At 38.6% G+C, this 11,937-nt stretch carries 10 protein-coding genes and 2 pseudogenes; 5 read left to right on the forward strand and 7 right to left on the reverse strand.

The window, feature by feature from the left end; all coding sequences use genetic code 11:
- Both GZ996_RS10810 and GZ996_RS10815 read left to right on the forward strand, forming a co-directional pair.
- Positions 1 to 803 (forward strand): annotated as a pseudogene (locus tag GZ996_RS10810) (IS110 family transposase); the annotation flags it as partial.
- A gap of 616 nt (positions 804 to 1,419) precedes the next feature.
- Positions 1,420 to 2,878: pseudogene (locus GZ996_RS10815) on the forward strand (IS1182 family transposase).
- Positions 2,879 to 3,011: 133 nt separating this feature from the next.
- On the opposite strand, the gene nusB reads toward GZ996_RS10815, so the two are convergent.
- The 6 genes from nusB to GZ996_RS10845 all read right to left on the reverse strand — a co-directional run bounded on the left by nusB (position 3,012) and on the right by GZ996_RS10845 (position 6,443).
- Positions 3,012 to 3,437, reverse strand: a complete 426-nt coding sequence (gene nusB, locus GZ996_RS10820) for a transcription antitermination factor NusB (RefSeq protein ID WP_156806555.1) — start codon at positions 3,435 to 3,437, stop codon at positions 3,012 to 3,014.
- Positions 3,430 to 3,819 carry an Asp23/Gls24 family envelope stress response protein gene (locus GZ996_RS10825; protein ID WP_156806556.1) on the reverse strand — a complete coding sequence of 130 codons (390 nt, stop codon included), beginning with the start codon at positions 3,817 to 3,819 and terminating at the stop codon, positions 3,430 to 3,432. The genes nusB and GZ996_RS10825 overlap by 8 nt, the downstream gene beginning before the upstream one ends.
- A gap of 124 nt (positions 3,820 to 3,943) precedes the next feature.
- A complete protein-coding gene (gene efp, locus GZ996_RS10830; protein ID WP_156806557.1) occupies positions 3,944 to 4,501 on the reverse strand; it encodes an elongation factor P in 558 nt (185 codons plus the stop codon).
- A 137-nt stretch (positions 4,502 to 4,638) separates the two neighbouring features.
- The gene (locus tag GZ996_RS10835; RefSeq protein WP_156806558.1) at positions 4,639 to 5,094 is read right to left on the reverse strand and encodes a deoxycytidylate deaminase; all 456 of its coding nucleotides are present in this window, start codon (positions 5,092 to 5,094) and stop codon (positions 4,639 to 4,641) included.
- Positions 5,095 to 5,104: 10 nt separating this feature from the next.
- Positions 5,105 to 6,178, reverse strand: coding sequence for a M24 family metallopeptidase (locus GZ996_RS10840; protein ID WP_156806559.1), 1,074 nt, complete (start codon positions 6,176 to 6,178; stop codon positions 5,105 to 5,107).
- 61 nt (positions 6,179 to 6,239) lie between these two features.
- Positions 6,240 to 6,443 carry a hypothetical protein gene (locus GZ996_RS10845; protein ID WP_162012050.1) on the reverse strand — a complete coding sequence of 68 codons (204 nt, stop codon included), beginning with the start codon at positions 6,441 to 6,443 and terminating at the stop codon, positions 6,240 to 6,242.
- A 319-nt stretch (positions 6,444 to 6,762) separates the two neighbouring features.
- On the opposite strand from GZ996_RS10845, the gene yaaA reads away from it, so the two are divergent.
- Together yaaA and GZ996_RS10855 are read left to right on the forward strand one after the other, a co-directional pair.
- On the forward strand, positions 6,763 to 7,476 hold the full coding sequence (gene yaaA / locus GZ996_RS10850) for a peroxide stress protein YaaA (protein ID WP_156806561.1): 714 nt from the start codon (positions 6,763 to 6,765) through the stop codon (positions 7,474 to 7,476).
- Positions 7,477 to 7,544: 68 nt separating this feature from the next.
- Positions 7,545 to 8,027, forward strand: a complete 483-nt coding sequence (locus tag GZ996_RS10855; RefSeq protein WP_156806562.1) for a hypothetical protein — start codon at positions 7,545 to 7,547, stop codon at positions 8,025 to 8,027.
- Positions 8,028 to 8,109: 82 nt separating this feature from the next.
- Here the strand turns inward: GZ996_RS10855 and dinB are convergent, their stop codons facing one another.
- The gene (dinB, locus tag GZ996_RS10860) at positions 8,110 to 9,204 is read right to left on the reverse strand and encodes a DNA polymerase IV (RefSeq protein WP_162012052.1); all 1,095 of its coding nucleotides are present in this window, start codon (positions 9,202 to 9,204) and stop codon (positions 8,110 to 8,112) included.
- Positions 9,205 to 9,434: 230 nt separating this feature from the next.
- Here dinB and pflB point away from each other — a divergent pair, with 230 nt between their 5' ends.
- On the forward strand, positions 9,435 to 11,762 hold the full coding sequence (gene pflB, locus GZ996_RS10865; RefSeq protein WP_162012051.1) for a formate C-acetyltransferase: 2,328 nt from the start codon (positions 9,435 to 9,437) through the stop codon (positions 11,760 to 11,762).
- Positions 11,763 to 11,937 lie beyond the last annotated feature (175 nt).

Here is an 11,937-nt window from a genome sequence, read left to right on the forward strand (position 1 = left end):
GATAAAAAAGATGCAGCGACCATTGCTAAGGCTCTGGCTTTTAGAAGTTATAGTCCCGTCCATATTCCATCGGCAGAGGATGAACAAGTCAAAAAAGTATATCCGAATGAGGACAGACCATCAATTGTCTCTCAAGAAAATCAAGCAACAGATTTTAGCCTTCTGTCTTCGCCATGAGTTTCGATATACAGACGGTGCCAGTCACTGGACTCAGAAGCACGTGAAATGGCTTCAGTCGCTCCAACCAGTAGGATTGTATGCTGAAATCCTAACCGAATATTTCCTCAGCTACGAAAAGCTAGTTGACCAGATTGAACGCTTTGATAATCGTATCGAACAACTCTCTCTAGGAGACAGTGACCAAGAAAAAGTGGCTCAGTTGACTTGCTTTATCGGTGTGAAGACCTTGACTGCTCTTTCCATCGTAACAGAGATTGGGGATTTTAATCGTTTTGCGACCGCTCAACAAGTTGCCTCTTACCTTGGGGTGACCCCTAGTGAAAATTCTAGTGGGGAAAAAGAACGAAAAGGAGGAATCACTAAGGCTGGCAACAGTCATGTCAGACGATTGTTGATTGAAGCGACTCAGTCTATAGCGAAAGGAAGGGTCGGTCATAAGTCGAAAAACTTGAAAAAGCGTCAAAATGGCAATTCTCCTGAGGTTATTGCCTATGCGGATAGGGCTAAGACGTTACTACAAGTTGGTCTTGTCTAACAATAAGAAACAAAATGTGGCTAAAACAGCGATTGCTCGTGAATTTTCAGGGTTTATCTGGGGGATGATGACAGGGAGAATTATTTGAGTTTAGGCTTTGTTTTCGTATACTTTTTTGACTTATTTTATCATCGCAGAGCGATGAGGAATCCTTAGTACCATCAAAAATCACAGGTGAATTTTGACAGCACTAAGGATTGAAAAAATGAGATTGAGGGCATCTTGAAGGAGTTTAGAACTTCAAGGTTTGAGTCATCTACGAGTTCACTAAGTGGCACCATTGTGATCCAAGCTTATAGAGAGTAGGACTCGCGGCAGAACCATTGACCTGTAGGTAACCAATCCACGAATATCAGAATGGCCAATGCCCGGAGCTAAGATTTAGACTCTTTCCAGATGCGTTCAATTTTTTCTAAGCTTGATTGTTTTTACTTGACAAAGGGCTTTACATATCAGTGAATTGAATAACAACTTTGCCAGATTTCTACAAAATGGGCAAAAACTCAAACCTTTGTTCTTCTTTTGATTCTAAAAAGCACAAAATAATAGTGTTACATTGTTATTTATTTTTCCGTATTCTAAAGTTTTGTCTCTTTCAGTCAACTTTATAATAAGAAATTAAAAGAGAGATTGGTAAAACTCGAGCCCACTGAAAAAGTCATCGTTTGATGTTTTTTTTGCTGCACTAAAGTTAAGGTGATAGTATGCTTGATAATCAGTTGACTTTAGAGGTTAGTCCCTATTCTAATATATATGATATTATTGTTCCTAAAACTCATTTTTTACGTCAGTTAACGGAACTCTGTAATTTTAGCTTTGTTTATGACGTGATTGAAAAGAATTATCGTCCAGACTTTGGACATCGTGCCTACTCTCCCATCATGATGTTCAAGTATCTCCTATTAAAAGACATCTATCAGTTGTCCGATATAGATGTGGTGGAACTCTCCTTTTCCGATATGGCCTTCAAATACTTCTTTGGTCTAGCTCCTGAAGACCCTGTCATTGAATCGTCTTCATTGACTAAATTTCGAAAACTGCAAATAAAAGACCAAAGCTTACTTGATTTACTCATCGCTAAATCCGTCCAAATTGCGCTAGAACTTGGCTTGATTAAAAGTCATATTCCTCATTGTGGATGCGACCCATACCAAAGCTCACTACAAATACAAGAAGCCGCAAGAAATCCTCCGAGAACGCTCGAAATCCTTGAGCAAAACGATTTACCGGTATTCGGAGGATATCGCATCTGATTTTCCCAATAAAACGCAAGAAGATTCCCTTGAAACAGAGTTGGTTTATACTGAGAAACTAATGGCTATGATTGAAAAACACGACGAACTCCTAGCCTTGCCTGCTATCTCACAGAAATTCAATGACCTAAAAGAAGCTGTAGAGGATGACTTAGAGCGCTTGGAGTCCTCTGTTAAGGAAGAGGCAAGAATTGGTTATAAAAGTGCGGATACTTTCTTTTACGGATATAAAGAGCATCTAGCCATGACAGATGAGCACATTATCACAGCCTGTGTGGTGACGTCTGGTGAAAAAAGTGATGTCCCTGTTTTAGAAGAGTTATATCAAAAATCTAAGAATAATGCTGTCACCATTGAATCAATTGTTGGGGATAAGGCCTACTCTGGGAAGAATAATATTGAATTTACCAAAAAAGAAAAAGTGCATTTAGTCGCTAAACTACATCTAGCTGTTTCAAAAGGCTTCCGTAAGAAGGAAGATGCGCTTTTCTATAACAAGGATGCAGGTTTCTTTGCTTGTCTTGAGGGACATATGGCCATAAGGAAGGCAAAAACAGGGTGAAAGGCGGGAACATATAACCCTCAGGAAACCCACTATTTTGATATTAACCACTGTCAAACCTGCCCTTCAAAATGGGATGTTATAGAGAAGGTGCTAAGGCTAACCCCTACTCGATAACCCTTAAAAGCGCTGAACATCTTTTTTCAGAAGAGGTTTCAAGAAAAACCTTATTTCAAAGAAAAGTTCAAGCATCGCTACAAGATAGAAAGCCAAAAATGCGGAACTTAAAAACAGGCACGGTCTTGATGTGGCTAGGGCATCAGGTCTTTTCAACATGGAGTTACAAGCCGCAACAACCTCATTGTAGTTAATATGAAGAGGATTATCACTCTAATAAATCAAAAATAAGGAAAAGCAAAAAGGAATCTACCCCAATTATGCAATAGATTCCTCTTTTTTTGGTTCAGGCAGATCGTACAGCTTTTACTTTTTCAGTGAGCTCGTAAAACTACAATCTCATTGTTATTGTTATGAACACAACTCAATCAGTTTCAACAATAAAGTTTGTTAAAATACCATTAATAAATTTTGCGGATATATGATCTGAATATTTTTTAGCAATATCAATGATTTCATTAATAACAACACGATCTGGCGTATCTTCATATTGCATTTCATAGAGAGCTAAACGCAACAAAATTTTGTCATTAAGCGTCAACCTATCCAAACTCCATCCTTTTTTGAGATACTCTGCTATTTTTTTATCCAAATCTGTTTGATGATCCTGAACTCCTTTAATCAAACTAAGGAGAAAAACCGGTACATCTTGATCAAATCCTTCATGTTTGTCATAGCGATAAGCATTCTCACCAGCCTGTATGGGATTTCCTCCAAACTCTAGACTAAATAGAGCTTGGAAAGCACGCTCACGGATATCTCGACGAGAATGTTTAAAATTATCAGTCATCAAGGAAATCCTCATCAAAAAGTGCTTTAACATCTGGTTTTGGTGTTTTAGCAGGAACTATTTTAACAACATGGACATTAACGGCATCAATTGTTACTTCTGCCATGTCATAGACCGCTGTTTTCACGGCTTGTTGAATTGCCATAGAGACCGCAGGAACATTAATGCCATATTGCAATTGTACATAGATATCTGCTGATACTGTCCCATCCTCTGAAGTGTTTAGATAAACACCGCGCCCTAAAGAGGTTTTACTCAAAGTATCTGCGACTGCTTTATTATGAAGCGAATGAACTCCTTCAACAGTTGTTGCTGCAATGCCAGTAATCACTTCAAGCACACGCGGAGAAATAACGATTTCACCAATTGTTGCTGTTGACATATCTTTCTTTCCTTTCTAGAGTTTTTATACTTTTGATTGTTGTTTTGGAATGATAGATTACCTTGCCACCATTAACTCTCAAGCATTCCCTTGTTGCCTAATAGCGTCAAATACCATCAAAATATTAAGCACGTGATACGTAAGTACCTTCTGCTGTATTAATAACTAATTTTTGACCTGCTTCAATAAAGTCTGGGACGTTTACTACAAGTCCTGTTTCCATGGTTGCTGGTTTGCCAGATCCTGTTACAGTAGCACCTTTGATTGAAGGCTGTGTTTCAGTAACTGTCAATTCAACTGTTGTTGGTACAGTAACTCCAATCACTTCGGTTCCGTAGAATTGGATTTTAACATCAGCGTTTTCCAAGATGTAAAGCAGTTCATTTTCAACATTTACTTCTGGGATTTCGTATTGGTCATAGGTTTCTGTGTTCATGAAGAACGCTGTCCCATCCATTTTGTAAAGGTATTGAGCTGGGACTGTTTCAATAATAGCTTGCTCAAATTTTTCATCTGGACGGTATGTCGTATCAAATGTTGAACCTGTACGTACATCACGAAGTTTCATCCGCATGATTGTATTACCTTTACCAGGTTTGTGATGGCTTGCCTCAAGAACTTTAATTAATTTACCTTCTGTTTCAAAAGTCATACCTGCACGCAATTTACTTGCTTCGATCATTAGTAGATTACCTCTTTATTTTCAATTTTTATCACTTCATTTTAGCATAAAAGCTAGTATTACTCAAGATTTTTATAGACACGAAGAAATAACAGGACTTATTTAAATAAAAATAGCCTTATTACTGATTCCTTTTCCTAAAGTCCTTCTCCTAAGTGGATACTCGGTACATCATGTTGCACATAAGCAACTCCTTTTTTCTCCATCAACTCAATGGCAAAGGGATGCGGTCGGTAACTTGATTTGTAGGTGATTTTAGTTATTCCTGCTTGAAGCAGCGCCTTGGTACAGTTGATACATGGAAAATGAGTAACGTAAACCTCTGTGTTATCTGTCGAAATGCCTTCTTTGGCACATTGGATGAGTGCATTCATTTCAGCATGAACGGTACGAATACAGTGACCATCCTCCATATAATGCCCTGCTTCATTGCAATTATCAGTGGCAGAGACACCACCATTATAACCTGTGGCAATGATTCGATTATTTTTTACTAAAACGGCACCGACAAAGGCACGGTCACATGTTGAACGCTTCGAAATCAGCTCTGCATTTGCCATAAAATAATCTTGCCATGAAAGTCTTTCTTCCATAACTTACCTCCTAAATGACAATCAATTCTTTTGGTGCGAGAGTTAAGATTTCACAGCCTGTTTCAGTAATGAGCAGGTCATCTTCAATACGAACACCACACTGGCCTTCAAGATAAATACCTGGCTCATCCGTCAAGACCATACCAGCCTTAATGGTTTCATCAGATTTACCAAAATATGGCTCTTCGTGAATGTCTAACCCGATACCGTGTCCGATCCCATGTGTAAAGTAGTCACCGTAGCCTGCATTATTGATTACTTGACGAGGAATAGCATCAAAATCACGATAACTCAAGCCAGCCTGCGCTTTTTCAATGAGAGCTTTATTTGCCCGTAAGACAATATCATAAATTTCGCGTTCTTGGTCTGTTACCTGTCCAATATGAATCGTCCGAGTCATATCACTAACATAATGGTTGTAATAACATCCAAAATCTAGAGTCAGTGTTTCACCGTTTTCAATCACTTTATCACCAGCACGGCCGTGAGGCATAGACGAACGATAACCTGATGCTACAATGGTTTCAAAAGAAATACCAGAAGCACCGTATTCTCGCATACGGAAATCTAGGAAATTGGCCACATCAAGTTCTGTTGTCTGTCCAGGTTTAATAAAGTCTAGTACATCTAAAAATGCTTTATCAGAAATCGAGCAAGCCTTGGAAATGGTCTCTACTTCGATAGCATCCTTAATCATCCGTAATTCTTCTGTAAAATTGGTTTGAGGAACCAAGACAACACCCGAAAACGTTTCCTGCAACTGCTGATAGTAAGCATAGCTGATTTGGCTATCAAAACCCAGACGAGATAGACCGTCTTCTACTGCTATCTTGGCAATCTCAGTCAGCGGAGCCCTTGTTTCAATAATATCAAAACCTTGGACTATTTTTTTAGCCATTAAACTGTAGCGCGCGTCCGTTAAAAAGAGGCGTCTTTTCTCAGAAATATACACTGTTCCAGCTGTTCCAAAAAAACCAGTTAAATAGTAGATATTTGTTAAATTCGTTACCAAAATAGCGTCAACATCGGTTTGAACAAGTTTAGTTTGAAAATTGGTAACACGAGCTTGAAGATAGGTTTGCATGTTTTCCTCCTCAGAAATTTAATTGTTTTTATTGTAACAGATTTTTGCTGCTTTAGAGCACTCAATCTGTATTGTCAATAATTTTTACCTCATCTGGTATGTTTTTTCTTCTGTGGGGAATGGTTTTCTCTCTCATCAGGCTAGTGTTGCTCTCCCAGACAGTAACTTTTTCTCCTTCACTAATCTGATAATCCCAAAGCATGCCTAACTCAAATTCCGCTCTGCCACTGACCGTAATATCAAAATCATAGGTATGATTTCCCAAACCATATGAGCCTACATGAAAGTTATCGTATTGGATGGTTTCAACATTTTCATAGTAGTTATAGAAGTATGAAGTATAGAGATGATTGACGGACTAAAATTTCTCTGTTAGCACAATCTTTTCGCTTTCCATCTAATATCCAGAAAAAAATAAATAGAACTAAAAGGAAGAACATCCCTAAAATTGCTAGGCAACTCCCCTAAGACAACCAACTCATTTGTTCGTCTCTGCAGTTACTGTTTTCCTCATAAACATCTCCTAAATAGCATTCTTCATAAAGTTTTGCTAAACTTATTATATCACATCTATGGAGAACACTATGCCATTAACCTATCTTATCCCAACGGCAAAAGAGATGAAAATCCCTAAAGAAACTTTGCCACACCAGCTTTCTGAAAAAAGCTCTGCTATTGCCCAAGAAATGTCCGCACTATCTTTAGAAGAACTTGCGAAAGCTTACAAAATCTCAGAAGCAGCAGCCCCAAAAGAAGCCACGCGCTGGCAGGCTATCAAGGAGAATTCTGCACCTGCTTATCCTGCCATATCACTTTTTAATGGTTTAATGTACCGACATCTAGATAAAAATGTCATTTCAAAGCAAAGCCCTGTTTATATCACCTCTTCGTTTTACGGGATAATTCATGCGCTGGAGCCAATAGCAGAGCACCGCCATGATTTTCATACCAAAATTAAGGTTAACAACATGTCACTAAAAGAATTTTGGAGGCCTGATTACGACGCCTTTGCCACACAACAAGAGACCATCGTATCCTTATTATCTAGCGAGTTTTTAGATATTTTTTCCACCTCTATCAAAAAGCAATTGATAACGGTGACTTTTATGGAAGATAAAAACGGTCAACTCAAAACACACTCGACCATTTCTAAAAAAGCTCGAGGAGCTTTTCTCAGTCAGGCACTTACTCAAAAAGCTCGGACTATCGCTGATTTGACAAAACTCACATTCGCTGATTTTCATTACCGAAAAGACCTTTCTTCGGAAAATCAATTAATTTTTGTGAAAAAAGCCTGACAAACCGTTACAAACCCTTTCATTTTTGATATACTTGTATCATCAAAATAAGTCAGGGAGATTTTTTAATGATTTCATACGAAAAAGTTCGCCAATCTTTTACAACTTGGAATACAGTAATTGGAATACTCTATATTCTAAATGCCGTCCTCTTTCTTTTTTCATTACTCGGTGGCCTAATGAGTAAACTTGCTATGGAAAAGCAACCTGAGATTTATGCTAGCCTTGATGAAATTACCTTAGAAGCATTACGCCAAAGTACAACTCCGTTTGCCTTTTTTACCTTTGGTTTAGGAATTGTCATTACTATTGTTATCGCTACCTTGGCTCTTATTAACAGAAGCAAAGCTAACAAAGAGTTGGACGACAAGATTAGTTATACTGTTTACTATATCGGTATTGGTTGGGCAATTATCTCTGTTGTTTTAGAGTTTTTGTTGCTAGGTACAATATCCTTATTAGCTCCAGTTTGGCTTCTCCTTTTTGGATTCTTCCATGTCTTTACGCTCAGAAAGGCTCAAACACTTAAAGAAAAAAATGCTGAGCACTAATAGAAATCATCTTCGAATAAGCTAAAGTGAGTGTCCTCTATTTCTGTTAATCAGAAGTCGAGAGGCACTCACTTTTTTGTTTTTAAACATCTAAGAGTACTTCTTCCTCTTTATCTTCTAGCCCCGTCACCGTCACCCCCAAAAGACGAATTCCTAAAATGCTATCATCTAAGCTATCATATATTTCATGTGCTACTCGTTCGATAATTTCAAAATCCTTGGTAACAACAGGGAGTGTTGTACGCTTTGTCAGGGTTGAAAAATCAGAATAGCGAACTTTAATAACCACAATTTTTCCTGCCCTGCCATTTTTTTCTAAAACATCTGCCACACGGCGTGCATTTTTAGAAAGCTCTAACTTGACATCTTCGACATCATAAAGCAATTTACCATAGGTTCTCTCGCTTCCGATGGATTTGCGGATACGATTGGGTTTAACAGGGCTATTTGAAATCCCTCTAGCTTTGCGATAAAGGTCATAGCCAAATCGACCAAAGGTGTCAATTAAGGTCATTTCTGGAATTTGTCTTAAATCTTTGCCTGTAAAAACACCCATTTCATGAAGGCATCCTACTGATTTTTTACCCACACCATAAAATTTTTCAATAGGCAATTTATCTAGGAAAGCCTCCGCTTCCTCTGGTAAAATCAAGGTTAAACCTTTTGGTTTCTCAAAATCTGATGCCAACTTTGCCAGAAATTTATTATAGGAAATGCCTGCCGAACAGGTTAGGTGGACCTCTTGCCAAATATCATGTTGAATGAGTTTTGCCACTTTGATGGCAGATTTAATTCCTAACTTATTATTTGTCACATCAAGGTATGCTTCGTCAATAGAAAGTGGTTCAACAAGGTCTGTATAGCGCTTAAAAATCTCACGAATCTGCATCCCAACTTCACGGTACTTACTATAATTTCCAGAAATAAAAATCGCTCGTGGGCAACGTTCGTAGGCTTCTTTGCTAGACATAGCAGAGCGAATACCGTATTTTCTTGCCTCATAATTACAGGTTGAGACTACACCTCGTCCGCCGGTTTCCAGAGGATTTTTAGCAATCACAACTGGCTTCCCTCTCAAATCAGGGTTATCCCTTTCTTCAATCGCAGCAAAAAAAGCATCCATGTCAATATGAATAATTTTCCGTGATATGTCATTGATGAGAGGAAAAATCAACACCAGCAATCGCCTTCTTTCTGTAAATACTACAACATTATTATAACACTTTTACATTTCTTTCATATATTTTCAAATTTATAGTACAGATTATAAAAAATCAAAGAACTGTATTACAAAAGAAAAGTCTTTTTGTCAAGTTTTATGCTTGCTGAAACCGTTTACTGTGTGATACAATGAATTCGTAAATTGTAACAGATGATTTTGTTACTAGAATTTTAAGGAGACCTATTATGGCAACTGTCAAAACAAACACTGATGTTTTTGAAAAAGCTTGGGACGGATTTAAAGGAACTGACTGGAAAGAAAAAGCTAGCATTTCTCGTTTCGTTCAAGCAAACTACACACCTTATGATGGCGATGAGTCATTCTTGGCTGGTCCAACTGAACGCTCACTCAAAATCAAAAAAATCGTAGATGAAACAAAAGCTGGTTATGAAGCTGAAGGACGTTTCCCAATGGATACACGCCCAACTTCAATCGCCGACATTGACGCTGGTTACATCTCTAAAGAAGATGAATTGATCTTCGGTATTCAAAATGACCAATTGTTCAAATTGAACTTCATGCCAAAAGGTGGTATCCGTATGGCTGAAACAGCTCTTAAAGAACATGGTTATGAGCCAGACCCAGCCGTTCACGAAATTTACACAAAACACGTTACAACTGTAAACGATGGTATCTTCCGCGCTTACACTTCAAACATCCGTCGTGCTCGTCACGCTCACACAGTTACTGGTCTTCCAGACGCTTACTCACGTGGGCGTATCATCGGGGTTTACGCACGTCTTGCTTTGTACGGTGCTGACTACTTGATGCAAGAAAAAGTTAACGACTGGAATGCTATCACTGAAATTGACGAAGAAACCATTCGTCTTCGTGAAGAAATCAACATGCAATACCAAGCATTGCAACAGGTTGTTCGCCTTGGTGACCTTTACGGTGTTGATGTTCGTCGTCCTGCTTACGATACTAAAGAAGCTATCCAATGGACTAACATCGCATTCATGGCTGTATGTCGTGTCATCAACGGTGCTGCTACTTCTCTTGGACGTGTGCCAATCGTTCTTGATGTTTATGCAGAACGTGACCTTGCTCGTGGTACTTACACTGAAAGTGAAATCCAAGAGTTCGTTGATGATTTCGTTATGAAACTTCGTACAGTTAAATTTGCTCGTACTAAAGAATACGACGCACTTTACTCAGGTGACCCAACATTCATCACAACATCTATGGCTGGTATGGGTAACGACGGTCGTCATCGTGTTACTAAAATGGACTACCGTTTCTTGAACACTCTTGATAACATCGGTAACTCTCCAGAGCCAAACTTGACAGTTCTTTGGACTGATAAATTGCCATACGCATTCCGTCGTTACTGTATGCACATGAGCCACAAACACTCTTCTATCCAATACGAAGGTGTAACAACAATGGCTAAAGATGGTTACGGTGAAATGTCATGTATCTCATGTTGTGTATCTCCACTTGACCCAGAAAATGAAGAACAACGTCACAACATTCAGTACTTCGGTGCTCGTGTAAACGTCCTTAAAGCTCTTCTTACTGGTCTTAACGGTGGTTATGACGATGTTCACAAAGACTATAAAGTATTTGACATCGAGCCAGTTACTGATGACGTTCTTGACTTCGATACTGTTAAAGCTAACTTTGAAAAATCACTTGACTGGTTGACTGACACTTACGTAGACGCTCTTAACATCATTCACTACATGACTGATAAATACAACTACGAAGCTGTTCAAATGGCATTCTTGCCAAGTCACCAACGTGCTAACATGGGATTCGGTATCTGTGGTTTTGCAAATACTGTTGATACTTTGTCAGCTATTAAATACGCTACTGTTAAACCAATCCGTGACAAAGATGGTTACATCTACGACTACGAAACAATTGGTGAATACCCACGTTGGGGTGAAGACGATCCTCGTTCAAATGAATTGGCTGAATGGTTGATTGAAGCTTACACAACTCGTCTTCGCAGCCACAAACTTTATAAGAACGCTGAAGCAACTGTGTCACTTCTTACAATCACTTCAAACGTTGCTTACTCTAAACAAACTGGTAACTCTCCAGTTCACCGTGGTGTCTTCCTCAACGAAGACGGTACAACTAACTTGTCACAACTTGAGTTCTTCTCACCAGGTGCTAACCCATCAAACAAAGCTAAAGGTGGTTGGTTGCAAAACTTGAACGCATTGTCAAGCCTTGACTTCTCATATGCTGCTGATGGTATCTCGTTGACAACTCAAGTATCACCACGTGCTCTTGGTAAAACTCATGATGAACAAGTTGATAACTTGGTAACAATCCTTGATGGTTACTTTGAAAACGGTGGTCAACATGTTAACTTGAACGTTATGGACTTGAATGACGTTTACAAGAAAATCATGGATGGTGAAGATGTTATCGTTCGTATCTCTGGATACTGCGTAAACACTAAATACCTCACTAAAGAACAAAAAACTGAATTGACTCAACGTGTCTTCCACGAAGTTCTTTCAATGGATGATTACGCTTCTGAAGTTTCAGGTAACTAATCCTATTTCAGAAAAGTCATGTTCGGTGACTAAATAGAAAAATCTAGGAAATGAAAAGACCCCCTTATAATGGACAGTATAAAAAGTACTATACTGTTCTTATAAGGAGGTTCTTTTCTCATGGCTAAAAAAGGAAGTAAATTTACAAAGTATCCACCTGAATTCAAAATACAAG

This window comes from Streptococcus sp. S784/96/1 (assembly GCF_902729355.1).
GTDB classification, from domain to species: domain Bacteria; phylum Bacillota; class Bacilli; order Lactobacillales; family Streptococcaceae; genus Streptococcus; species Streptococcus caledonicus.

Coding starts and splice junctions, on each gene's coding strand:
- GZ996_RS10835 (WP_156806558.1), bottom strand. CDS start 5,094: ATGGAAGAAAGACTTTCATGGCAAGATTATTTTATGGCAAATGCAGAG.
- pflB (WP_162012051.1), top strand. CDS start 9,435: ATGGCAACTGTCAAAACAAACACTGATGTTTTTGAAAAAGCTTGGGAC.
- GZ996_RS10855 (WP_156806562.1), top strand. CDS start 7,545: ATGATTTCATACGAAAAAGTTCGCCAATCTTTTACAACTTGGAATACA.
- GZ996_RS10825 (WP_156806556.1), bottom strand. CDS start 3,819: ATGTCAACAGCAACAATTGGTGAAATCGTTATTTCTCCGCGTGTGCTT.
- GZ996_RS10840 (WP_156806559.1), bottom strand. CDS start 6,178: ATGCAAACCTATCTTCAAGCTCGTGTTACCAATTTTCAAACTAAACTT.
- efp (WP_156806557.1), bottom strand. CDS start 4,501: ATGATCGAAGCAAGTAAATTGCGTGCAGGTATGACTTTTGAAACAGAA.
- yaaA (WP_156806561.1), top strand. CDS start 6,763: ATGCCATTAACCTATCTTATCCCAACGGCAAAAGAGATGAAAATCCCT.
- nusB (WP_156806555.1), bottom strand. CDS start 3,437: ATGACTGATAATTTTAAACATTCTCGTCGAGATATCCGTGAGCGTGCT.